At 56.3% G+C, this 22953-nt stretch carries 18 protein-coding genes; 10 read left to right on the top strand and 8 right to left on the bottom strand.

The annotated features are described in order from the left end of the window. Nucleotides 1–110 precede the first annotated feature (110 nt). The 4 genes from AC0TNG_RS09135 (at nucleotide 111) to AC0TNG_RS09150 (ending at nucleotide 5543) form a co-directional block, all read left to right on the top strand. Entirely contained in the window at nucleotides 111–953 is an 843-nt protein-coding gene (locus AC0TNG_RS09135) for a 23S rRNA (adenine(2030)-N(6))-methyltransferase RlmJ (RefSeq protein WP_473712975.1), read from the top strand. A 71-nt stretch (nucleotides 954–1024) separates the two neighbouring features. Continuing rightward, a complete protein-coding gene (gene gorA, locus AC0TNG_RS09140; RefSeq protein WP_061716339.1) occupies nucleotides 1025–2377 on the top strand; it encodes a glutathione-disulfide reductase in 1353 nt (450 codons plus the stop codon). 135 nt (nucleotides 2378–2512) lie between these two features. After that, complete coding sequence (locus tag AC0TNG_RS09145; protein ID WP_473712976.1) at nucleotides 2513–3694, top strand: glycoside hydrolase family 5 protein; 1182 nt, start codon at nucleotides 2513–2515, stop codon at nucleotides 3692–3694. 199 nt (nucleotides 3695–3893) lie between these two features. After that, complete coding sequence (locus AC0TNG_RS09150; RefSeq protein ID WP_024908843.1) at nucleotides 3894–5543, top strand: alpha,alpha-trehalase; 1650 nt, start codon at nucleotides 3894–3896, stop codon at nucleotides 5541–5543. A 66-nt stretch (nucleotides 5544–5609) separates the two neighbouring features. Here AC0TNG_RS09150 and AC0TNG_RS09155 read toward each other — a convergent pair whose 3' ends face one another. Beyond that, nucleotides 5610–7199 carry an STY4199 family HEPN domain-containing protein gene (locus AC0TNG_RS09155; RefSeq protein WP_290094180.1) on the bottom strand — a complete coding sequence of 530 codons (1590 nt, stop codon included), beginning with the start codon at nucleotides 7197–7199 and terminating at the stop codon, nucleotides 5610–5612. Nucleotides 7200–7348: 149 nt separating this feature from the next. Between AC0TNG_RS09155 and AC0TNG_RS09160 the strand changes: the two genes are divergently transcribed. Next, nucleotides 7349–7888 (top strand): GNAT family N-acetyltransferase, encoded by a 540-nt coding sequence (locus AC0TNG_RS09160; RefSeq protein WP_290094181.1) that lies wholly within the window; start codon nucleotides 7349–7351, stop codon nucleotides 7886–7888. 71 nt (nucleotides 7889–7959) lie between these two features. Next, nucleotides 7960–8298 (top strand): lysozyme, encoded by a 339-nt coding sequence (locus AC0TNG_RS09165; RefSeq protein WP_473712977.1) that lies wholly within the window; start codon nucleotides 7960–7962, stop codon nucleotides 8296–8298. Here the strand turns inward: AC0TNG_RS09165 and AC0TNG_RS09170 are convergent. Together AC0TNG_RS09170 and AC0TNG_RS09175 are read right to left on the bottom strand one after the other, a co-directional pair. After that, a complete protein-coding gene (locus tag AC0TNG_RS09170; RefSeq protein WP_407821238.1) occupies nucleotides 8277–8876 on the bottom strand; it encodes a response regulator transcription factor in 600 nt (199 codons plus the stop codon). The two genes, AC0TNG_RS09165 and AC0TNG_RS09170, sit on opposite strands and share 22 nt — an antisense overlap. Nucleotides 8877–9032: 156 nt before the next feature. Then, the gene (locus AC0TNG_RS09175; protein WP_061716335.1) at nucleotides 9033–9791 is read right to left on the bottom strand and encodes an SDR family NAD(P)-dependent oxidoreductase; all 759 of its coding nucleotides are present in this window, start codon (nucleotides 9789–9791) and stop codon (nucleotides 9033–9035) included. A gap of 119 nt (nucleotides 9792–9910) precedes the next feature. Between AC0TNG_RS09175 and AC0TNG_RS09180 the strand changes: the two genes are divergently transcribed. The 3 genes from AC0TNG_RS09180 (at nucleotide 9911) to AC0TNG_RS09190 (ending at nucleotide 13469) form a co-directional block, all read left to right on the top strand. Beyond that, nucleotides 9911–10810: a LysR family transcriptional regulator gene (locus AC0TNG_RS09180; RefSeq protein ID WP_048991720.1), complete on the top strand. Its 900-nt coding sequence runs from the start codon at nucleotides 9911–9913 to the stop codon at nucleotides 10808–10810. 50 nt (nucleotides 10811–10860) lie between these two features. Next, nucleotides 10861–11886 (top strand): inner membrane protein YhjD, encoded by a 1026-nt coding sequence (yhjD, locus tag AC0TNG_RS09185; RefSeq protein ID WP_024908836.1) that lies wholly within the window; start codon nucleotides 10861–10863, stop codon nucleotides 11884–11886. A gap of 260 nt (nucleotides 11887–12146) precedes the next feature. Beyond that, on the top strand, nucleotides 12147–13469 hold the full coding sequence (locus AC0TNG_RS09190; RefSeq protein WP_024908835.1) for an MFS transporter: 1323 nt from the start codon (nucleotides 12147–12149) through the stop codon (nucleotides 13467–13469). Between the two features lie 93 nt (nucleotides 13470–13562). On the opposite strand, the gene AC0TNG_RS09195 is transcribed toward AC0TNG_RS09190, so the two are convergent. Then, entirely contained in the window at nucleotides 13563–15605 is a 2043-nt protein-coding gene (locus AC0TNG_RS09195; RefSeq protein WP_473712978.1) for an AsmA family protein, read from the bottom strand. Between the two features lie 65 nt (nucleotides 15606–15670). Then, nucleotides 15671–16444: a cyclic-guanylate-specific phosphodiesterase gene (gene pdeH, locus AC0TNG_RS09200; RefSeq protein WP_024908833.1), complete on the bottom strand. Its 774-nt coding sequence runs from the start codon at nucleotides 16442–16444 to the stop codon at nucleotides 15671–15673. 228 nt (nucleotides 16445–16672) lie between these two features. Here pdeH and kdgK point away from each other — a divergent pair, with 228 nt between their 5' ends. Further along, nucleotides 16673–17602 (top strand): 2-dehydro-3-deoxygluconokinase, encoded by a 930-nt coding sequence (kdgK, locus tag AC0TNG_RS09205; RefSeq protein WP_473712979.1) that lies wholly within the window; start codon nucleotides 16673–16675, stop codon nucleotides 17600–17602. A gap of 61 nt (nucleotides 17603–17663) precedes the next feature. Here kdgK and AC0TNG_RS09210 read toward each other — a convergent pair whose 3' ends face one another. The 3 genes from AC0TNG_RS09210 to hmsP all read right to left on the bottom strand — a co-directional run bounded on the left by AC0TNG_RS09210 (nucleotide 17664) and on the right by hmsP (nucleotide 22837). Further along, entirely contained in the window at nucleotides 17664–19157 is a 1494-nt protein-coding gene (locus AC0TNG_RS09210) for a M16 family metallopeptidase (protein WP_024908831.1), read from the bottom strand. 227 nt (nucleotides 19158–19384) lie between these two features. Then, entirely contained in the window at nucleotides 19385–20671 is a 1287-nt protein-coding gene (locus tag AC0TNG_RS09215; protein WP_023333768.1) for a dicarboxylate/amino acid:cation symporter, read from the bottom strand. Between the two features lie 159 nt (nucleotides 20672–20830). After that, entirely contained in the window at nucleotides 20831–22837 is a 2007-nt protein-coding gene (gene hmsP / locus AC0TNG_RS09220; protein WP_024908830.1) for a biofilm formation regulator HmsP, read from the bottom strand. Nucleotides 22838–22953 lie beyond the last annotated feature (116 nt).

The raw sequence follows: 22953 nt of genomic DNA on the forward strand, positions 1-22953 counted from the left end.
ACGTGGCGGAAAAGAGGCCGGTGGCGCTGCGCTTACCGGGCCTACGGGTAATCTGCGCCGTTCTGCTGTAAACTGTGGCAAATCGTCAATTCAGCGGAATATCATTACCCATGCTCAGTTATCGCCACAGCTTCCACGCTGGCAACCACGCCGACGTCCTTAAACACACCGTTCAGAGCCTGATCATCGAAGCGCTCAAAGAGAAAGAGAAGCCGTTTCTCTATCTGGACACCCACGCGGGCGCGGGCCGTTACCAGCTGAGCGGCGAGCATGCCGAGCGTACCGGTGAATATCTGGAAGGGATTGCCCGCATCTGGCAGCAGGACGACCTGCCTGCCGAGCTGGAGCCGTACATCGGCGTGGTGAATCACTTCAACCGCAACGGCCAGCTGCGCTACTACCCGGGCTCGCCGCTGATTGCACGCCAACTGCTGCGCGAGCAGGACAGCATCCAGCTGACCGAGCTGCACCCGAGCGACTTCCCGCTGCTGCGTTCTGAATTCCAGAAAGACAGCCGCGCCCGCGTGGAAAAATCCGACGGCTACCAGCAGCTGAAAGCCAAGCTGCCGCCGGTTTCCCGTCGCGGCCTGGTGCTTATCGACCCGCCGTACGAAATCAAAACCGACTATCAGGCGGTGGTGACAGGCATCCATGAAGGCTACAAACGCTTCGCTACCGGGACATACGCCCTGTGGTACCCGGTGGTGCTGCGCGCGCAAATCAAACGCATGATCAAAGACCTGGAAGCGACCGGCATCCGCAAAATCCTGCAGATTGAGCTGGCGGTACGTCCGGACAGCGATCAGCGCGGCATGACCGCCTCCGGCATGATTGTAATCAACCCGCCGTGGAAGCTCGAAGCGCAGATGAACAACGTGCTGCCGTGGCTGCACAAAACGCTGGTGCCAGCGGGTACAGGCCACGCCACCGTCAGTTGGATCGTGCCGGAGTAATCGCAGCCATCGGTGGAAACTATTGATTTCAGGTATACAATCGCGGCAATTCACGATTAAGGACAAAAGCTATGACTAAGCATTATGACTACATCGCAATCGGCGGCGGCAGCGGCGGCATCGCCTCCATCAACCGCGCGGCCATGTACGGCCAGAAGTGCGCGCTGATTGAAGCCAAAGCGCTGGGCGGCACCTGCGTGAACGTGGGTTGTGTACCGAAGAAAGTGATGTGGCATGCGGCGCAGATCCGTGAAGCTATCCATATGTATGGCCCGGACTACGGCTTTGACACCACCATTAATAACTTTGACTGGGACAAGCTGATCGCCAGCCGTACCGCCTACATCGACCGTATTCATACCTCGTACGACAACGTGCTGGGCAAAAATAACGTCGACGTTATCCACGGCTTCGCCCGCTTTGTGGACGCGAAAACGATCGAAGTGAACGGCGAGACGATCACCGCCGATCACATCCTGATCGCCACCGGCGGCCGTCCTAGCCACCCGAATATCCCGGGCGTGGAATACGGCATCGACTCCGACGGTTTCTTCGAACTGCCTGCCCTGCCTAAGCGCGTTGCCGTGGTGGGCGCGGGATACATCGCGGTGGAACTGGCCGGGGTGATTAACGGCCTGGGCGCAGAGGCGCACCTGTTCGTGCGAAAACACGCGCCGCTGCGCAGCTTCGATCCGCTGATCGTTGATACGCTGGTTGAAGTGATGAACACCGAAGGTCCAGCCCTGCATACCAACGCCGTGCCAAAAGCGGTCGTGAAAAATGCAGACGGCAGCCTGACCCTGGAGCTGGAAGATGGCCGCAGCCAGACCGTCGATTGCCTGATCTGGGCGATTGGCCGTGAACCGGCTAACGATAACTTCAACCTGGGCGTGACCGGCGTGAAAACCGACGAAAAAGGCTATATCGTCGTCGATAAATTCCAGAACACCAGCGTACCGGGCATTTATGCGGTCGGCGATAATACCGGTGCGGTTGAGCTGACCCCAGTGGCCGTTGCGGCGGGTCGTCGTCTTTCCGAGCGCCTGTTTAACAACAAGCCGGACGAGCATCTGGACTACAGCAACATCCCGACCGTGGTCTTCAGCCACCCGCCAATCGGCACCGTCGGCTTAACCGAGCCGCAGGCGCGCGAGCAGTATGGCGACGACCAGGTGAAAGTGTATAAATCGGCGTTTACCGCGATGTATACCGCCGTCACCTCTCACCGTCAGCCGTGCCGTATGAAGCTGGTCTGCGTCGGTCCGGACGAGAAGATTGTCGGTATCCACGGCATCGGCTTCGGCATGGATGAGATCCTGCAGGGCTTCGCCGTGGCGCTGAAGATGGGCGCAACGAAGAAAGATTTCGATAACACCGTGGCAATCCACCCAACGGCGGCGGAAGAGTTTGTGACCATGCGTTAAGGGCTTTTCGCAGGAAAGCACGTCATCAAAACTGGCCTTTGCGGGCCAGTTTTTTTATATGGCTCGATAATTTAAAGACAAAGCCTCATCATCCCGGCGAATATAAAATCATCATCACGCTAAAAAGGAATTGAGATGAAAGCGCTTATCGGGTTGACCCTGCTTCTTTTTTGCTTTGCTGCCTCCTCATCTGATCAAATCACCTTCTGGGATACCCCTCAGCACGGCGGAAACAGCTTTAACCGCCTGCCGCCCACGCAGGAATACTATGATGCGCTGCGTGGCTATGGCGCGACGTGGGTTCGCCTCTCTTATGATAAATGGAAACCTGCCGGGAGAGATTTTCTTCTCGGCAACGCCGACGGTTACCGTGGGCTCGAGGCCGCAGACCTCGCGACGCTCAAAGCCTCCATCAGGAAAGCACACGCGGCCGGGCTACAGGTCGTTATTGCCCCACTCTCTTTACCCGGCATGCGCTGGGCGCAAAATAACAATAACCAGTTTGATGACCGCATCTGGCAGGATAAAAAATACTGGCAGGAAGCCGCTCAGTTCTGGCGTGATTTGGCCCAGGCCCTGAAGGACGAACCGGGCATTGCCGCCTGGAACCTGGTCAATGAACCCGCGCCTGAAAAAAGAGGCAACATTAGCGAGCAGGCGTCGCCAGAGGCGCTAAAAACCTGGTATCAGCAGCAGCAAAGCACGGCGCGTAACCTCCCCGCACTCTACAATCAGATTATTGCCGCCATCCGCGAGGTCGATGCCACCACACCGATTATGGTCGATGGAGGCTGGTACGCCTCCGCGCGTGGTTTTTCTGGTTGGCCGTCCGCGCTTGAGGATAAGCGGGTGCTCTACAGCTTCCACATGTACGAGCCCTATGATTTCACCAGCGCGCCAAATGCACGCCGCAAGGTGCCGTTCGACTATCCAGGCATGATCACGTTCGGCGGTAAAAAGATGAAATGGGACGCTACGGCCATAGAGAAATGGATGAACGCGCCCTTTGACTGGGCGAAGCAGAATGGTATTCCGGCCAACCGGGTTGTCGCGGGAGAGTTTGGCTGCGTTCGCACGCTGCAGGGCTGCCGGCAGTGGCTTAATGATGTCCTGACCGTCCTCGACAAACATCATGCACACTGGGCATTTTATGCGTTTCGTGAAGATGCCTGGGACGCCATGGACTATGAGCTGGGGAAAAAACCGGTGCCGTGGGCCTACTGGAAAGCCATTGAGGATAACGCACCGGATACGCTCAAGCGCCACTCCACAGAGGAATTTGAACCGATTGCTACGCGGCTAAAACAAGGCCTTTGATCCGGGATACTCGCCTCTTGTTCAGTAGCCTCTCCTGGAGAGGCTACTGTTAACATACATAAATCGTTGCAAAACGAATGCTCCGAAAATAGTGATCTACCGCACATATTCCTCCCCCTCTACCGAAGCGAATGTCTACGCTTATAAGACGCCCGGATAAACCTGTCTTTTGAACACACAACCGGAGGTCCCTATCACCATGTTCAACCAGAAACTACAGGCTACCGAGAACATCGAATTCGAGATTGCAGAAGAGCTGCGCTACGAGACCGATCCCTGCGAGTTGAAACTGGATGAAATGATTGAGGCGGAGCCGGAACCCGAAATGATCGAGGGGCTACCCGCCTCCGATGCGTTGACGCCCGCAGACCGCTATCTTGAACTGTTCGAGCATGTGCAGTCGACGCGGCTGTTTGCGGACAGCAAAACCTTCCCCGACTGCGCGCCGAAAATGGATCCGCTGGATATCCTGATCCGCTACCGCAAGGTCAGACGCCACCGGGACTTCGACCTGCGCCAGTTTGTGGAGAACCACTTCTGGATGCCGGAAACGTTCGGCACCGAGTATGTCTCCGACCCGGGCCTCTCCCTCAAGGAGCACATTGATAACCTGTGGCCGGTGCTGACGCGCGAGCCGCAGGATCATATTCCCTGGTCTTCCCTGCTGGCGCTGCCGCAGGCCTATATCGTTCCCGGCGGACGATTCAGCGAGACCTACTACTGGGATTCCTATTTCTCCATGCTGGGGCTGGCGGAGAGCGGTCGTAACGACCTGCTGAAGTGCATGGCGGACAACTTCGCCTGGCTGATTGAACGCTACGGGCATATCCCCAACGGCAATCGTACCTATTATCTCAGCCGCTCCCAGCCGCCGGTCTTTGCCCTGATGGTGGAGCTGTTCGAGGAGGACGGCGTGCGCGGTGCGAAACGCTATCTGGATCACCTCAAAATGGAGTACGCCTTCTGGATGGACGGCGCGGAGTCGCTGCTGCTTAACCAGGCCTACCGCAGCGCCGTGCGCATGCCGGACGGTTCATTGCTCAACCGCTACTGGGATGACCGTGATACCCCGCGCGACGAATCGTGGATTGAGGACGTGGAAACCGCGCGCCACTCAGGGCGACCGCCAAACGAGGTCTATCGCGACCTGCGGGCGGGGGCAGCGTCCGGCTGGGACTATTCGTCCCGCTGGCTGCGCGATCCGTCGCGGCTCGCCAGCATCCGCACGACGCAGTTTATCCCCATCGACCTGAACGCCTTCCTGTTCAAGCTGGAAAGCGCCATTGCCAACATTTCGGCGTCGAAAGGGGACAAAGAGACGGCCGACCTGTTCCGCCAGAAAGCCAGCGATCGTCGCGAGGCGGTGAACCGCTATCTGTGGGACGAGGAGAGCGGCTGTTACCGCGACTACGACTGGCGACGCGAAGAGCTAGCGCTGTTTTCTGCCGCCAGCATCGTGCCGCTGTATGTCGGCATGGCAACCCATGAGCAGGCCGAGCGCCTGTCGGATGCGGTCAAGGCGCGACTGCTCACGCCGGGCGGGATTCTGGCGACCGAGTATGAAACCGGCGAGCAGTGGGATAAACCCAACGGCTGGGCGCCGCTGCAGTGGATGGCGATTCAGGGCTTCAAGCAGTACGGCAACGATTCGCTGGGGGATGAGATCGCCTGGAGCTGGCTGCATACGGTGAACCATTTTTATCAGACGCACCATAAGCTGATTGAGAAGTACCACATCGCCAGCAGCACGCCGCGCGAAGGGGGCGGTGGGGAGTATCCGCTGCAGGATGGTTTCGGCTGGACGAACGGCGTGGTGCGGCGGCTGATTGGGTTGTATGGGGAGCCTTGAGCAGGGTGCGGGGTGCGGTCTGGTGCCCTCACCCCGGCCCTCTCCCACAGGGAGAGGGAGAACAACTTAGCGGATCACCTCATAAATGGCGCTCTGAATGGACTGCCATTTTTTCGTGGTGGCATCCGGCTGTGACTTCGCACGGCGTGTGGCCATGTCGAGATCGTGCTGCTGGCGTTTCACCACGGCAGGCACGGTGCAGAACGCTTTAAGATACTCTTTACGTACCGAGGTCAGAGACTCGCCGTTCGACATCGCGTGGCTGAGCGTGTTGATGAAGCGGCGACACGGCTTCTCCTCCACCATGTTTTGCCGGTAGCGTAACATCAGCTCCAGCACGTCGTCATAGCCTGCCGACATCGCCTCTTCGGTCCAGGACAGCTTCCAGTCCATACCACCCTGCAAAAAAAGCTGGGTCACGCGGGTGTCGTTGCGATTAATGGCCGAGCGGAAATTATTCTCGTCCCAGGTCACCCCCATGCGCGTGAGCGTTTCACGCGAGGAAGGCGTCTCGCGCATTTCCTGTGGTGGTGCCGCTTCAGCCGCGCTGGCGGTCGCAGGCTGCGGTTTACTGCTGGTCACCAGCCAGAATCCCCCCGCCACGATGGCAATCACCATGACGCCAACCGCCCCCCATAGCGCGCCGGAAATAAGCTGTTCGCGTTGTTCGGGGGTGCGCGGCGCGCGCTGGGTCGGCTTTTCAATGGTGTCGCGGACTTCAAACAGATCCCCACCGGTGACCCGATCCATTTTCTGCGCCTTTTCCCAGAAGGTATGCAGTTCGCTGGCATCTACCGCCATGAATCCCGCCGGATTGACGCGCGTTCTCCCCTCTTCAAACGCGCGTTGAACGGGCCGTGCGATCTGCGCGTAGTAGTTATCCAGCAGCTGAATTTGCGCCGAGCTTAACGTTTTCTGAACGGTGATGCTGTTGCGGATTTGCCGGATGTCGTCGAGGAAGGTTTGCAGCGTTTTACGCGGTTCAACCAGCAGCGTCAGCATGGACGGATCGCTGAACAGCGAAGCGTAATAGCGGCTGAACTCTTTTTTATCCACCAGCATTTGCGCCAGCTCGCTGAACATCATGCCGCTCAGGACATCGTTGATCTCGCCAAGCTTCAGCCAGCGCCGAACGCGATCGGCGTTAAACAAGGTCTTCAGATGATTGTTCAGCCGTACCTGATCGGGCCAGGCCTGCTGGATGAGCCCTTTAATCATCAGCTCAATCGCCCGCACCTGCTTGTGCGCCTGCTGTTGCTGAAGTTCGCTTCCCGGTGCCAGGTCCGTGCTGTAGGTCAGCAGCGGCTGCTGCAGGCGCAGGTGTTCCAGCGCGGTGACAAACCGCATCGCCGCAATAAGCTGGTTTTCACTCACATCCTGTCCGCTTTCATACTGCGGAACGCGCTGCTGCAGCAGGCGCAGCTGGAGCGTAAATTCCGACATCTCGGCGTCATTCAGGTTGAGTTTTTTCGCAACGGCTCCCCAGCCGCCCAGCGCTAATCGAGCACTGTCGAGTTGCTCCAGAAACCAGCGTGGATCTTTACCCTCAGAAGCATGTACATTCAGAAGTAGCAAAATTTCCACCGACGCATGGCGAATGACCGCCAGACAGTGTTCGAACTGTTCGCGAATATGATGTGATGTGCTGAGACTCATTGTTTTCCTTAAGCGACAACGAAGACATCCGGAATGGGCACGAGACGGCCTTTTTTTCTTTTTATTTATACGCGATTAACCATACCTGACTTTCTGTTGAAATAAAGTGACAACCCTAAAATCATTTAAAATGTTTCAGGAGAATCTGAATGCCGGTTTTAATTACCCCTCGCCTTACCTGCTCACCTCTGCTGGAACAAGACTGGCCCTTTTTTCTGGCATTACAGCAGAATCCCGACGTCATGCGCTTTGTGGCGGAAAACCGCCCCGTTGCGGCGATCCGCGAGGCATTTGATTCGCGCCTGACGCCCTGGTCACCGGGCAGCGCGCATTGGCTCTGTCTCGTCGTACGTGACACCGCCTCACAGGCTCCGCTGGGCGTTACCGGGTATATTCATCGGGAGGGGGACTGTGCCGAAGTGGGCTTCCTTTTCGCACCCGAGGCGCAGGGGAAAGGCTACGGCTTTGAATCCCTGAAAGCGCTTTGTGATTATGCTTTTCATCAGGGCGGTATACGTCGACTCACCGCCACCGTCACCGTGGGAAATGTCGCTTCAAGGCGCCTGCTGGAAAAAGCCCGCTTTCGCCTGGAAGGCGAATTACGCGAGAGCTATTACCTTGCGGGGCGCTGGCAAAATGACTGGTTATTTGGTTTATTGCAGCAGGAATACCTGAATAATAATGCCTGATCAATAGCCATTTGGCGGATATTTCTCGGACGTCGTTTCCTCTACAGTGTCGCTCTTAAGAGGAAATGAATATGAAAGGTCATGCGCTGAAAATATCTTCTGCCGCCATTGCGTTAATAAAAAAACACCAGGGTCTTTCTCTGGAGAAATATCGTGACGAAAACGGATTATGGGTTATTGGCTATGGCCACGTTATCCGCGATCGGGCACTTTTTCACGGTCCCATCACGCCTGCCGAGGCAGAAGATTTGCTGCATGACGATATTCAGCTGCGTGAAGCGCTGCTGCGGGAAAGTGTGACACATCCATTAACCCAACAGCAGCATGATGCGCTGGTTATGATGATATTCAGCTTCGGAGAGATGCCCTCGCTCCCAAACGCGATTTTTCAGGCCTTCTCACGGGTATAGTACATGGCAGCCTGCGTTCTGTTTTTCACGTCCAGCCGCCGGAAAAGCGCCTCGAGATGCGCTTTTACCGTGGCCGCACTGATGTTGAGATTGCGGCCAATCTCTTTATTTGACTCCCCCGCCGCCAGCAATTCCAACACGTCGCGCTGACGCTCGCTCAGGGATGATAACGCCTGAGACGACGGCTGCCTGACCCACTCCCCGGGAAAACAGACCATCCCTCTGGACACCGAATCCAGCACGGCGGAAAACCGCTCGGGACTGGCATTTCGGGGAATAATGGCCATGATGTTTCGCTGCCGCAATTGCTCAACCCATCTGGCCTCTTTTTTCGCCAAAACCAGAATCACGCGTATCGCCGGAAAGCGTTGCAGCATCTCTTCCAGCAAAGCGCTCCCCTCGTCCTGCATTAAATTGCCGTCAATCATGACGATAGCTGACGGTGAAGCGGAAATCTGGGTCCATAAATCGTCTGCCTGACAGGTCCCTGTCATATCTATTTCCGGAATGAGCGTCTGAAGACTGTGTATCGCTCCGTGAATAAAGAGTGACTGCCTGTCAAACATGATTACTCGCATCGTTTTTTATCCCTCTGAGAATAGCGAAGGGGGATTCTACAGAGGGGTTATTTAAGAAAAAACTCAACGAATGGAGACGTTACAAAACCCCCCGAGTTCTTTATATCTGTCCGTATTTAGACACACTGACCTTAAGGATTTCCTTAAGCGCGTAGATCACAGGAACATGCCGCCTGAGACTTCAATACGTTGCGCATTCATCCAGCCCAGTTTGTCGCTGAGCAGTGCCGCAATGGCATCGCCAATATCGTCCGGCAGCCCCACCCGTCCCAGCGCCGTTTGCGAGGCCAGCAGCTGATTCAGCTCCGCGTTGTCGCGCACGCGTCCGCCGCCAAAGTCAGTTTCAATCGCGCCCGGCGCGATGATATTGACGGCGATCCCGCGCGCGCCCAGCTCTTTCGCCTGATAACGCGTCAGCACTTCCATCGCCCCCTTCATGGCCGCGTAGGTCCCTGAGCCCGGCTGGGTAAAGCGGGCCAGCCCGCTGGAGACGTTGAGGATCCGTCCCCCGTCGTTCAGCAACGGCAGCAGGCGCTGGGTCAGGAAGAAAGGTCCTTTGAAATGAACGTTCAGCGCCTCATCAAACTGGGCTTCCGTCGTGTCGGTATAGGGCGCATATAAACCCGTTCCGGCATTGTTCAATAAATAGTCAAAAGTTTCACGCTGCCAGACACGCCTAAGGGTTTCCTGAAGCTGTTGGGCAAAATGATCAAAACCCGTGATATCCCCGACGTTGAGCTGTAATGCCGCTGCGTTAACGCCTTTTTCCTGAATTTCATGCACAACATCCAGCGCTTCCTGCTGGCTACGGTTGTATGTCAGGACGATTCCCGTGCCGTCTGCCGCCAGCTTTAACGCAGCGTTTTTACCCAGACCACGGCTACCACCCGTCACTAATGCGATACGTTCACTCATCATAAACCTCGTTTTGGCTGTTAAGGAGATTGAGAAAGAGCTTATTAGGTGATAGAAAATCAATAAAGATGGGTTAAAACGCTTCACTGTTTCAGCTGTAACAACAATGAGCTTCCGCTATGGATAAAATTCACGCAATGCAGTTATTCGTCCGCGTCGCGGAACTGGAGAGTTTTTCCCGCGCGGCCGAAACATTAACCCTGCCGAAAGGCAGCGTTTCACGACAAATTCAGGCCCTGGAAAACCGGCTTGGCACCCAGCTATTGCACCGCACCACGCGCCGCGTCAGCCTGACGCAGGACGGCATGGTCTATTACGAGCGGGCAAAAGATCTGCTGGCAAACCTTGATGAACTCGACGGTATGTTTCAGCACGATCCCTCCAGCATCAGCGGACGGCTCCGCGTGGATATGCCCGTCGGCGTTGCTCGAAATTTAGTCATCCCCAAACTGCCTGCTTTCCTGCAGCACTATCCGGGCATTGAACTGGAACTCAGCAGCAGCGATCGCCTGGTGGATGTGATCCGTGAGGGGTTTGATTGCGTCGTCCGCGTCGGCACGCTGAAGGATTCAGGGCTGATTGCCCGTCCGCTGGGCAAGCTGTCGGTGATTAACTGCGCCAGTCCGGATTATCTGGCGCGTTTTGGCTACCCGGAAACGCTGGACGATTTAGGCTCACACGCCGTGATCCACTACGCCGCGATGCTGGGAACTCGCCCGCAGGGCTTTGAGTTTTATAACGGCAGTGCGACGCAGTGGGTAAAAACGGGCGGGGTTTTAACCGTCAACAGCACGGAAACTTACCAGGCTGCCTGTCTCGCCGGACTGGGCATTATTCAGGTTCCGCGGGTTGGGGTGCGCGATTTACTCCGCGCGAAGAAACTGGTTGAGATCCTGCCGCAATACCGGGCCGAACCGATGCCTGTCTCCCTGATTTATCCCCACCGCCGCAACCTCTCCCGCCGGGTCCATCTGTTCATGGAGTGGCTAACCGAACTCACAAAAGCTTACGTGGACTAGTCGCAAGCTATAATTCAGTAACATCCAGCCAAACGAAAAGGACAAGACGCGTGACGCCGGAAAACAACCCGCAACGACCCACCCAACATTTAGAGTATGAGCCCGTCAAAAAGATGGAAACCGGGCCTGAAGAGGCCAGGTCCCCTGGTACCGCCAGCAAAGCGCTGGGGACCGTCACCGGCATTGTCGCCAGAATTCAGCAGTTTCCCATGATTGCGCATCTGATACGCGCGACCGAACGCTTTAATGACCGCATGGGAAATCAGTTTGGTGCCGCCATCACCTATTTTTCCTTCCTGTCGATGATCCCAATCCTGATGGTGTCGTTTGCGGCGGCAGGTTTTGTGCTCGCGTCGCACCCGACGCTGCTGCAGGATATCTTCAATAAGATCCTGAATAACGTCAGTGACCCAACCCTTGCCAGCACGCTCAAAAGCACCATCAATACCGCCGTTCAGCAGCGTACTACCGTCGGTATCGTCGGTTTGCTGATTGCCCTTTACTCCGGCGTTAACTGGATGGGCAACCTGCGCGAGGCCATTCGCGCCCAGTCGCGCGATGTCTGGGAGCGTAAGCCGCAGGACCAGGAGAAAATTTGGGTTAAGTACCTCCGCGATTTTGTTTCGCTGATTGGCCTGCTTGTCGCGCTCATCGTGACGCTTTCCATTACCTCCGTGGCAGGCTCGGCGCAGCAGATGATCATCTCCGCGCTTTACCTTGATTACATCGAATGGCTGAAGCCCGCCTGGCGCGGCATTGGTCTGGCCATTTCCATCTTTGCCAATTACCTGCTGTTCTTCTGGATCTTCTGGCGTCTGCCCCGCCATCGTCCGCGCAAGAAGGCGCTGATCCGCGGCACGTTGATTGCGGCGATCGGCTTTGAAGCGATCAAAATCGTGATGACCTACACCTTACCGTCACTGGTTAAATCCCCTTCCGGCGCGGCGTTTGGCTCGGTGCTGGGGCTGATGGCGTTCTTCTACTTCTTCGCGCGTTTGACCCTGTTCTGCGCGGCGTGGATTGCCACTGCCGAGTACAAAGACGACCCGCGAATGCCGGGCAAAACGCACCGGTAACCCCACTCTCGGGCTGAAATTTCAGCCCGATTCATCATTTCAGCATATAAATCCAGCCTGTAACTTTTATTTAACCAAAAACCAGTTTTATTGACTGATATTTAAAATCTGTGAAGCATTTCATAGACGTGTTTTGGCTGGCCTGAAAATTATCCGCTTTTTGTTGCTTTTATCACCAGCACGCGGCTTTGTTACAGATTGAAATGTCGCTTTTGCTGTGCGTAATATGGCCTTTCGTTCGACAAAAATAAGAAAATATTATGCAAGCAACCGCCACCACACTCGACTCAGGAACGGAAAACGTTCCGGTAAACTCGCGCAATAAAGTTGTCGTCGCATCGCTGATTGGCACCGCCATTGAGTTCTTCGACTTTTATATTTATGCCACCGCCGCGGTCATCGTCTTCCCGCATATTTTCTTCCCGCAGGGCGATCCGACCGCGGCCACGCTGCAGTCTCTGGCGACCTTTGCTATCGCGTTTGTTGCGCGTCCGATTGGCTCTGCGCTGTTTGGACACTTTGGCGATCGCATTGGCCGCAAAGTCACCCTGGTGGCCTCGCTGCTGACGATGGGCATCTCCACCGTGGCCATCGGCCTGCTGCCTACGTATGAGACCATCGGCATTCTGGCGCCGGTCCTGCTGGCGCTGGCGCGTTTTGGTCAGGGTCTGGGCCTTGGCGGCGAATGGGGCGGCGCGGCGCTGCTGGCCACCGAGAACGCCCCGGCACGCAAGCGCGCGCTGTATGGCTCATTCCCGCAGTTGGGCGCACCGATTGGCTTCTTCTTTGCCAACGGGACGTTCCTGCTGCTCTCCTGGCTGCTGACGGATGAACAGTTCATGAGCTGGGGCTGGCGTATTCCGTTTATCTTCTCAGCCGTGCTGGTGCTGATTGGCCTGTACGTGCGCGTTTCTCTGCATGAGACCCCAGTTTTCGCAAAAGTGGCCGCGGCGAACAAGCAGGTGAAAGTGCCGCTGGGTACGCTGCTGACCAAACACGTCCGCGTGACCGTGCTGGGCACGTTCATCATGCTGGCAACCTATACGCTGTTCTACATCATGACCGTTTACTCCATGACCTTCAGTACCGCCGCCGCGCCGGTTGGGCTGGGTCTGCCGCGTAACGAAGTGCTGTGGATGCTGATGATGGCGGTGATCGGGTTTGGCGTGATGGTTCCGATTGCGGGCCTGCTGGCGGATAAGTTCGGTCGCCGCGCGAGCATGATTACCATCACCACACTGATCATTCTGTTTGCCCTGTTCGTCTTCCCGCCGCTGCTGGGTTCAGGTAGCCCGGCGCTGGTGATGGCCTATCTGCTGATTGGCCTGAGCCTGATGGGGCTGACCTTCGGCCCGATGGGTGCGCTGCTGCCTGAGCTGTTCCCAACGGAAGTGCGTTATACCGGCGCGTCGTTCTCCTACAACGTCTCGTCTATTCTGGGCGCGTCCGTTGCGCCGTATATCGCCACCTGGCTGCAGGCAAACTATGGTCTGTTCTATGTGGGGGTTTATCTGGCGGCAATGGCGGGGCTGACGCTGATTGCGCTGCTGCTGACGCACGAGACGAAACATCAGGCTCTGTAAGCTAATGCCGGGTGGCGGCTACGCCTTACCCGGCCTACGATTCAAATGTAGGCCGGGTAAGCGCAGCGCCACCCGGCAATAACAGGCCGCAACTTACTTCTTCATCTGCGACAAAATGGTCCGACACTGATTCGCCTCGCCTTCTGACGGCGAAATCAAGGCCAGCAGCGCTGCGGCTGGAGTGACCAGCGTCGCAAGCGCCGCAGCCACTGCGCCACGCGCAATCAGCGGTCCGGGCTTCACGCCCGCCTGCGGATTTTTGAAGGTCCCGCGCACGTAAAGCGGCGAGCGCAGGGTGATGATACGAATCCCCTTACTTTCCGGGTCAATAGTCAGATCAAGCTGCTCCGAGGCCATGCTCGCGGTACCGGTCACGTTAATCACCGCGTTTTCCGTGTCAAAGGCAAAAATCTGCGGACGCGCCACGCCGTTAACCAGATCCAGATTGGCCGCCGCGCAGTTCACCCGCACCTCGTCATCACCAAAGATTTGCCCGATGACGTAGTTACCGACGTTCAGCCCCAGGATCTCCATCAGGTTGCGGCTCACCAGCCCGTCGTTCATCAGCAGCTTCAGGTTACCATTGCCGCTGCCCAGCAGCGCCGCAACCGAGTTCCCCACGCCGCGAATATCGGCATCACCGTTCATTTCACCGAGGGTTTTCTGCATCAACTCGACGTTCGGCATCAGCTCTTTCAGCTTCAATCGACGCGCCTGAATCTCCGCCCGTCCCTGCATCGGCTTCTTATCGCCTTCCAGGTTAATGTTCGAGGAAATCGTCCCGCCCGCCATGCCAAACTTCAGCGGCTGCAGACGCAGGTCGGCGCTTTTAAGGAGGATATGGGTCGTAAGATTGCTTATCGGCAGCGTACTGCCATGTTCAATTTTTCCGCCTTTGAAGCGCACATCCGCATCCATCACGTTCCATTTATCCGTCTCAAAACGTTCATAAGGCAGCACTTTGCCGGCAGGCTGAGGATCTTTCTTCACCTCTTTTGACTTCGTACCTTTACCGGAGTCGATACCTATCAACGGGCCTAAGTCGGCCAGACGCAGCTGTCGGGACTCAACGTCCCCTTCCAGCTTCGGCCTCGGTTTTCCAGTGGTGTAGGTCAGCGAGCCGTGGATATCGCTGTCGCCGATGCGGCCGTTAAAATCACGGTAGTCAAAAACGGACGCTTTTTCGGTATCGATTTTGGCGACCAGATGCCCGTCCGTTTCGAACGGTGGGGTATCCGGCAGCAGTACGCCGGTCAGTTCATACAGCTCGCCCAGCGAATCACCGGCAAATTTAAGCTGAAGGTCCACGCCACCCATATTCATCGGGTCGTTGACCGTGCCCACGAACGCCACGCGGGTGTTACCGGAACGGAAGTCCGCCTGCACCGGGAACGGCGTGCCTTCGCTCCGTAGCGCCAGCATGCCGCCTATTTTCCCTTTACCGCTGAGCGGCTGGTCGTTATAGCGTCCTTTTGCCGTCAGGCCGAAGACATATTCGCCCACGCTTGCCGCATCACCTTTCGCTTTCGTCCCCGTGACCTCGCTGAACGGCAGCGGCTTGCCCAGCGGATCGACCAGGATCTCCACATCCGCCTTGCTGACCTTATCGTCGATGGCGATCCGCCCGCGATCGAAGAGAATATTGTCGAGACGGAATGACCAGGAAGAAGGCTGGGCATTCGGATCTTTTTCGCTGTCGCTGGCCAGGCTAAACGTCCAGTTGTTGTTTTTTTCGGAGAGGCGGATCAGGCGCGCATCGGGCTGCTGAAGTTTGATCCACGGCAGATAGACCGTTTTGGTGAAGAGTGCCAGCGGAGCCAGCGTGGCTTCAACCCGCGGCAGGTGGATCATAGTGACGTCCGGGATATCCGGCGGGTTGCCGAGAATGATGTCGTCAGCATGGATATGTGGCCAGGGGATCCAGCTTCGCCAGCCGGGCTCCTCTTTCTGGCGTTCCCATACCACCCCTAAATCACCCCGTATGGCGAAGGGGCGGTTCAGCTCGGTTGAGACTTTCTGGTTGATGGTCGGCTTGAGACGGTTCCAGTCAAACGTCGCAATAATGATGGCGACAACCACGATCAACAACAAGAAAATCCCTGCTGTCCAGGAGATTACCCTGGTTGTTCTTGTCATTTTTATCCCCTTTCCTGATGACCTGTCCTGTAAAACTATAGTCCAGACAAAGGGAAGCGGGTTTATCAGAGGGTCGTTATGACGTTATCGAGGCGATCCATGGGTACCGGGCGAGAGAGATAGTAGCCTTGCGCCGCCGCTGCGGGAGAGTTTTGCACATCGCGCCACTCTTCCAGCGTTTCCACACCTTCAACAATCACGCCCTGGCAATAGCGGTTCATCAGCTGTAATAACAGCGTAAACAGATTCCGCCCTTCCGGGGTCTGACGCAGCATAATGAACAGATCGCGGGCCACTTTAATGTAGTCGTAGCGCACTTCACTCAGGGCGGAGAAGTTCGCCATGCCGGTGCCAAAGTCATCCAGCCACAGCGGGCCGTATTCGCATATCGAAGCAAACGAGGAGTCCTGCGGCAAACGGACATGCTCCACCAGCTCAAAGCGCATCCACGGCAGGGTGGCGATCAGCTCCTGCAATTTCGCGTTCTGGCGCAGCGCCAGCAGGGTTGGACCATCGACGTTCACCGAGGCGAGGATATCGTGCTGTTCGAAAAAGGCGTGCTTCGTTGCCAGCATGCGAAGCTGCTCTTCCAGCACGTCCAGACGCTGGCGAACGGCAACTTCGGCAAAATAGCGATCCGGCGCGATGCGCTGAGTAGGGTTTGAGGGGTGCGTAACGACGGTCAAAATTTCGATGGCCATCAGTCGACCATCTGTTCGGTAGATCGGCTGATAGGTGTACGCACGCTCACATTGCAGCCAGTAGCGATGCTCCTGCAAGTTCTCAATACTTGCCTCAGGCGTAGTGCTCAGCCGCTGGATAACCTGCTCTGACTTCATTTCAGATGTCCTGTTGTTGGGATAGCCTTTCTGGACTCGTCACAGGATTATCGGCGCGACAATTGAGAACTTTATGTTCAATTCACCCGGAAAATGAAATTAAGATGACAGAAATGCGCGGGAACACGTGCTGGCTCAAAAAAATAATGGAACGTTGTTTTAATATAGTTGACCGGTTAATTCACTCAGCGCACACTGCTGATAATTCTTCTGTTCAGGTTCACGACTATGTCCAAAAAAATTGCCGTGATTGGCGAATGCATGATTGAGCTGTCACAAAAAGGCGCGGAAGTCAGCCGCGGATTTGGTGGCGATACGTTAAACACGTCCGTTTATATTGCCCGTCAGGTCGCGCCTGAGGCGCTCACCGTGAACTACGTTACCGCCCTGGGTACGGACAGCTTCAGCCAGCAAATGCTGGAGGCCTGGCAGAGTGAACATGTTGAAACGTCGCTGATTCAGCGTATGGAAAACCGCCTCCCGGGGCTTTATTACATCGAAACCGACAGTACAGGCGAACGCACGTTTTATTACTGGCGCAACGAAGCCGCAGCCAAATTCTGGCTGGAGAGCGACGCGGCCGCGGCCATCTGCGAAGAGCTGGCGACATTTGACTATCTCTACCTGAGCGGCATTAGCCTGGCGATTTTAAGCCCCGCCAGCCGAGACAAGCTGCTCTCGCTGCTGCGCGAATGCCGTGCCAACGGCGGTAAGGTTATTTTCGATAACAACTACCGCCCGCGCCTGTGGGCCAGCCGCGAAGAGACGCAGCAGGTCTATCAGCAGATGCTGCAGTGCACCGACATCGCCTTCCTGACGCTCGACGATGAAGACGCCCTGTGGGGTGAAAAACCGGTAGAGGACGTAATTGCGCGCACGCAGGCGGCAGGCGTGAGCGAAGTGGTGATTAAGCGCGGTGCGGATTCGTGCCTGGTCGCGGTGGCGGGTGAAGCGCTGGTTGACGTTCCGGCAGTGAAGCTTGCCAAAGAGAAAGTGATTGATACCACGGCGGCAGGTGATTCATTCAGCGCGGGCTATCTGGCGGTACGCCTGACGGGTGGAACGCGGGAAGCGGCGGCACAGCGCGGGCACCTGACGGCCAGCACGGTGATTCAGTATCGCGGGGCGATTATTCCGCGCGAGGCGATGCCTGTTTAAGTAGGGTGCGGGCTGATGCCCTCACCCTAACCCTCTCCCACAGGGAGAGGGAATGTTTGCATTACTGCCCTTGCGGGATATCCGTCGCGTCCGGATGTAAATCATCCGCCGTGGCGGCCTGCGCTGGCTGCGGCGCGGTAGCCATAATGGCATCCCAGGTCGTCTGAAGTTCCTTCATGTCATATTCCGGCTCGCCCTTCGGTTGCAGAAGGATCAACGCCATCTCCTGCGACAGCTGCTGACGGAGGTCCTGATTGAGCATATCGACGGTCAGACCGTTCAGGAAGTCCTGACGAAGCTTCTGATACTGTTCCGGCGCAATGTCCACCACCTGATTCTGCAGGGAACGAATACGCTGGCTGATCAGAATGTCGGTATCGGCGCGAGCGTAGGTCGCAAACAGCTTCTGCAGCTCGAGTTTTTTCTGCGCCACGAGAGCGTTGAATTCCTCTTCGGAAAGCCCCTCTTTACGCACTTTTGCCAGCTCTTTCGCGACCACACCCAGATTGGCATTTAGCTTATCGCCCGGTGATTCAACGTTGATGGCACATTGTGCACGCTGGAACAGCACGCGGCAGTCAAAGCCAAGACCGATATTCTTCACGTTGTTCTTACTCAGCGTCTGCTGGACGTGCCAGAACAGCGCTTCACGTGCCAGATCGGCACGCCAGTAGCGTAACATCGCCGCAGATTCACGGATGGGCTGCCAGGCGTTATCCCACATGACGGAGAGGCGATCCTGACGCACGGTGTCCGTCATAATGCTGACAGGCTCTGCACGCAGCGGAGAGAGCGTCGGGACAGGTGCTGGCGTTTCACGCTTGCCTTTCAGATCGCCAAACGCTTTGTTGATCTGCTCCACCACCGCGCGGCTGTCCACGTTACCCACCACGATCAGCGTCATCGCGTCCGGGGTGTACCACTTCTGATAGAACGATTTCACCTGTTCGGCGTCCACCGGCTGTTTCAGCGGTTCGGCCGGATCATGTCCCAGTAACGTTGAGCCCTTCAGGCGGTAACGCCACCAGCCCTCTTTGGTATCCCCAGGCCAGGTTGCCACCATGTCGCTGTTACTCAACGCATAGTTGACCGTGTCCGGCGTGATCGCCAGATTGCCAGAGGCATCGGAGAGATACGTCAGCGCTTCTTTAAGCAGGTCGTTACGGTTGTTTGGCAGGCTCAGGTTAAACATGGTGTAGTCATACGAGACAACAGCCGGAGGGAGTGGGCGTTTCGGATCGATGGCCTGCTGCCAGAGTGAACGCACCTGAACCGCTTGCAGGCTGCCGCTCTGCGTGAGCGCCAGCCGGGGAATAAAGTGGCTGAAACCGGTTTGCTGGGTGCTTTCCGTGAGGGAACCGGTATTAACAGACAGACGGATTTCAATACGATCGCTGGGACGTTGCGGCGTGGCTAAGACCTGCCATTGAAAACCGTTCGCTAATGTCCCTTGTTGCCAGGCCGGGTCTGGCTGGAGCGCATCTGCCTGCACATAACTGGCTGCTGCCATCATCAGCAAACCGCCGGTTAAGAGTCGAATTTTTGTGCCCTGCATGTGAACCCCTGATCAACATTCCTGGTTAAAAAAGAGTGCCTCGCGACGCGCTTCACTCTTAAAGATGACGATGAAAACACGTCGATTAGACCGCGCGTTCGGCAAAACGTCACGGTCCGAAGTGAAATATACCCAAAAAAAATCTTGTCGAATTATGACAGGTATGAACAGTTATTATGCGCAGGAGCCCGCATCCCCACAAGGGAATACGGGCATTTGTGACAAGTTTAAGAGGATAAGCCAGGATTTTTGCTGTCAGTTGAACGATTATTCAGAGTATCGTCGAGCTTTTTGTGATCCAGCTCTTTCACCCATTTCGCCACCACCACCGTTGCCACGCCGTTACCCACCAGGTTGGTTAACGCACGCGCCTCAGACATGAAGCGGTCAATACCCAGAATCAACGCCAGACCCGCCACCGGCAGGTGACCCACAGCAGAAATGGTGGCTGCCAGCACGATAAAGCCGCTGCCCGTTACGCCTGCCGCACCTTTAGAGGAGAGCAGGAGCACCACCAGCAGGGTAATCTGATGGAAAATATCCATATGGCTGTTGGTCGCCTGAGCGATAAATACGGCCGCCATCGTCAGGTATATCGAGGTGCCGTCCAGGTTGAAGGAGTAGCCCGTCGGGATCACCAGCCCGACCACCGATTTACGACACCCGAGTTTCTCCATCTTGTCGAGCATACGCGGCAGCGCCGATTCTGAAGAGGAGGTCCCCAGAACAATCAGCAGTTCTTCGCGGATGTAACGGATAAATTTGAAGATGTTGAAACCTGTCGCGCGGGCGATGGAGCCCAGCACCACCACCACGAAAAGGATACAGGTGATATAGAAGCAGATAATCAGCTGACCCAACTGCACCAGCGTGCCGACGCCATATTTACCGATGGTGAAGGCCATCGCACCGAAGGCACCGATGGGCGCCAGGCGCATGATCATATTGATGATGCCGAAAATGACCTGTGAGAAGCTTTCGATCACATTAAAGATAAGCTGGCCCTTGCTGCCCAGACGGTGCAGGGCAAAGCCAAACAACACGGCGAACAGCAGAACCTGGAGGATGTTTCCGCTGGCGAACGCGCCAATGACGCTGCCAGGAATGACGTCCAGCAGGAAGGCGACCACGCCCTGATCTTTCGCCTGCTCGGCATACACCGCGACCGCTTTGGCATCCAGCGTTGAGGGGTCTACGTTCATCCCCGCGCCTGGCTGCACCACGTTGACGATGATCAGACCGATAATCAGCGCAAGGGTACTGACCACTTCGAAATAAAGAAGCGCCACTGCACCGGTACGACCGACCGCCTTCATGCTTTCCATGCCAGCGATGCCCGTGACTACCGTACAGAAGATCACCGGAGCGATGACCATTTTGATGAGCTTAACGAACGCGTCGCCAAGCGGTTTCATTTGCGCGCCCAGTTCAGGGTAATAGTGACCCAGCAGAATACCGATGGCGATGGCTGTCAGGACCTGGAAATAAAGACTTTTGAAGAGTGAGGTTTTCATAAGGTGTCCTTGGGAAGAAAAACCACAGGTTTTGTAAGGTTATGGTTAACCTGCGGCTTTAAAATAACACCCACATAACAGGACAGAAATAAACTCAGTTCAAATTTGAAACACAAATGTTAAGAACTTTGAGCTGGCTCGCACAAGCCAGCAACAAAGTTACACTTTTGCGGGGTCGTCAGCACCAGAAAGGTATCGTTGTTCAAAGACATCCGAAGGAACAGCAGGGGCAAAAAGGAAGCCTTGCCCGCTCTCCACACCCGCCTCTGCCAGCCAGGCGCGTTGCGCGTCGGTTTCAATCCCCTCGGCAATAAGGTGCAGGTTGAGACTGCGCGCCATCTGGATAATCGCCTGCACCATGCTGCTGTCGTCCGGCAGACCGTCGACAAACGCTTTGTCAATTTTGAGCACATCTACCGGAAGGGTTTTCATGTGCTGAAGCTGGCGCAGCCCGGCGTACCCCATGCCAAAATCGTCCAGCGCAATGCGAATACCGGCATTACGCAGCGGCTTCAGGATCGCGACCGCCTCATTGGGGTCGTCAATACGTCTGCTCTCCGTCACTTCCAGGGTTAACGTATCTGGCTTGATGCGGTAACGATGGATCAGCTCCAGCATCTCTGAAACCATGGTCGGGTGCATAAGCTGCAGGGCAGACAGGTTAACCGACAGCGGCAGCGTCACGCCGCGCTCCTGCCAGGCCGCAAGCTGACGGCAGGACTCCTCCAGCACCCAGTAGCCGACGGTAACCATCAGGCCGCAGGACTCAATGCGCTCAATCAGCCCTTCCGGCAGTTCCCATGAACCATCCGGCTGCTGCAGACGCAGCAGAGCCTCGGCGCTTTTCACTTCTCCCGTCAGCAAATTCACCTGCGGCTGTAGCCAGAGGGCAAACTGGCGGTTATCCAGCGCGGTCAGGATGTCGCTCTCTTCCGTCAGGCGCTGCTGCGCCTTTTCCATCTGCTCCGGGTCGAAGAACTGGATCTGATTTTTCCCTTTGCGCCGGGCAGTAAACGCCGCCGAGAAGGCGCGACGATAAAGCTGTTCCGCCGTTAAATCACCGTAGTACATGGCGATACCGATGCTGGCGCTCGGGCGAAGCTGGATACCCTGAATGGGCAACCGCTCATTAATGACAGTAAGTACTTGCTGACCTAATGTGATTGCATGCCAGGGCTCTTTTACGCCATTGGCAATCACTACCAGATCGTAACCGCTGACCTGGGTCAGCACCATGCGCGGGGCAAGGACAGATTTGATCTTTTCCACCAGGGTGAGCAGCAGCATTTCGCGCTGGCTCTCCTTGAGCACGCCAGCCGTGTCCTGCAGAGTTTCGCAGGCGATAACCATCAGCGCCGTGGTTTGCTGGCGCTCAACGGTTTGCTCCAGCATTGCCATCAGGAAGGCTTTATTGGGAAGCTCCGACACCGGGAAGCGCGTGGCGCTGCTGTTTAACTCATCCTGCTGACGCTGGATGCGCTGCTGGTTGAGGTTGTAGCTGCGCACCAGCATGCCTATCTCATCGTCATGATGCAGACGCGGTAGCTCAAGCTGATGCCCCATCTGATCCTGCGGCGCAAGCGTATTCAGCTCGCGGGCGATACGGCGCAGCGGATGAACAATCAGCCGGTTAATGCACCAGGTGAGCGCCACGCTGAGAATAAGCGTCATAAGTAAGCAAGTGGTCACTAACGTAACCACCCAGCTCATGACGAATTTATACATGCGGTAAGAGTCCGCCTGTAATACCAGGTAGGCCAGCGGCTGCGGATTGGCAGGGCGTTCGAGTGAATAAACGGGCAGCGAAATTTGCACCGGCAGTTCAAACAGGCGCATCACCATCATCGGGACGGGACGCTCCGGGATAAAGCTCATCCGCAGCGCCTGAAACTGGTTAGGCAAGACGACGTCGGCGCGGCTAACGACGCCGGCAGGCTGAATGCGTTTTAAAATGGTTTCCGCTTCGGGAATATCCCCTTTCAGAATCGAGGCGGAGAGCGGGCCGCGCACCGAGCGGGCAATACTTTCTAACTGCGAAGCCGTGTTATAGCGATTCTGCTGTACGGAATGAAACAGCAGAATTACGCAGAAAAGCAGGACAAACAGCATGGTGACGGCAGAAACCATCGCCATCTGTTTGATTGTTAAGGAACGGCTGACACGCAAAATGACTCTCCACAAAACTCGAAGCGCAGGGCGCGCCAGGGTGTAAACCTGGCGCGCCTGAGTATACCCGATTGCCGCGCTATTAAGAGAGACTTACAAATGGATTAAGGAAAATC

The sequence above is a fragment of the Enterobacter sp. PL_is514 genome (assembly GCF_055816715.1).

Coding starts and splice junctions, on each gene's coding strand:
- AC0TNG_RS09135 (WP_473712975.1), top strand. CDS start 111: ATGCTCAGTTATCGCCACAGCTTCCACGCTGGCAACCACGCCGACGTC.
- gorA (WP_061716339.1), top strand. CDS start 1,025: ATGACTAAGCATTATGACTACATCGCAATCGGCGGCGGCAGCGGCGGC.
- AC0TNG_RS09145 (WP_473712976.1), top strand. CDS start 2,513: ATGAAAGCGCTTATCGGGTTGACCCTGCTTCTTTTTTGCTTTGCTGCC.
- AC0TNG_RS09150 (WP_024908843.1), top strand. CDS start 3,894: ATGTTCAACCAGAAACTACAGGCTACCGAGAACATCGAATTCGAGATT.
- AC0TNG_RS09155 (WP_290094180.1), bottom strand. CDS start 7,199: ATGAGTCTCAGCACATCACATCATATTCGCGAACAGTTCGAACACTGT.
- AC0TNG_RS09160 (WP_290094181.1), top strand. CDS start 7,349: ATGCCGGTTTTAATTACCCCTCGCCTTACCTGCTCACCTCTGCTGGAA.
- AC0TNG_RS09165 (WP_473712977.1), top strand. CDS start 7,960: ATGAAAGGTCATGCGCTGAAAATATCTTCTGCCGCCATTGCGTTAATA.
- AC0TNG_RS09170 (WP_407821238.1), bottom strand. CDS start 8,876: ATGCGAGTAATCATGTTTGACAGGCAGTCACTCTTTATTCACGGAGCG.
- AC0TNG_RS09175 (WP_061716335.1), bottom strand. CDS start 9,791: ATGAGTGAACGTATCGCATTAGTGACGGGTGGTAGCCGTGGTCTGGGT.
- AC0TNG_RS09180 (WP_048991720.1), top strand. CDS start 9,911: ATGGATAAAATTCACGCAATGCAGTTATTCGTCCGCGTCGCGGAACTG.
- AC0TNG_RS09190 (WP_024908835.1), top strand. CDS start 12,147: ATGCAAGCAACCGCCACCACACTCGACTCAGGAACGGAAAACGTTCCG.
- AC0TNG_RS09195 (WP_473712978.1), bottom strand. CDS start 15,605: ATGACAAGAACAACCAGGGTAATCTCCTGGACAGCAGGGATTTTCTTG.
- pdeH (WP_024908833.1), bottom strand. CDS start 16,444: ATGAAGTCAGAGCAGGTTATCCAGCGGCTGAGCACTACGCCTGAGGCA.
- kdgK (WP_473712979.1), top strand. CDS start 16,673: ATGTCCAAAAAAATTGCCGTGATTGGCGAATGCATGATTGAGCTGTCA.
- AC0TNG_RS09210 (WP_024908831.1), bottom strand. CDS start 19,157: ATGCAGGGCACAAAAATTCGACTCTTAACCGGCGGTTTGCTGATGATG.
- AC0TNG_RS09215 (WP_023333768.1), bottom strand. CDS start 20,671: ATGAAAACCTCACTCTTCAAAAGTCTTTATTTCCAGGTCCTGACAGCC.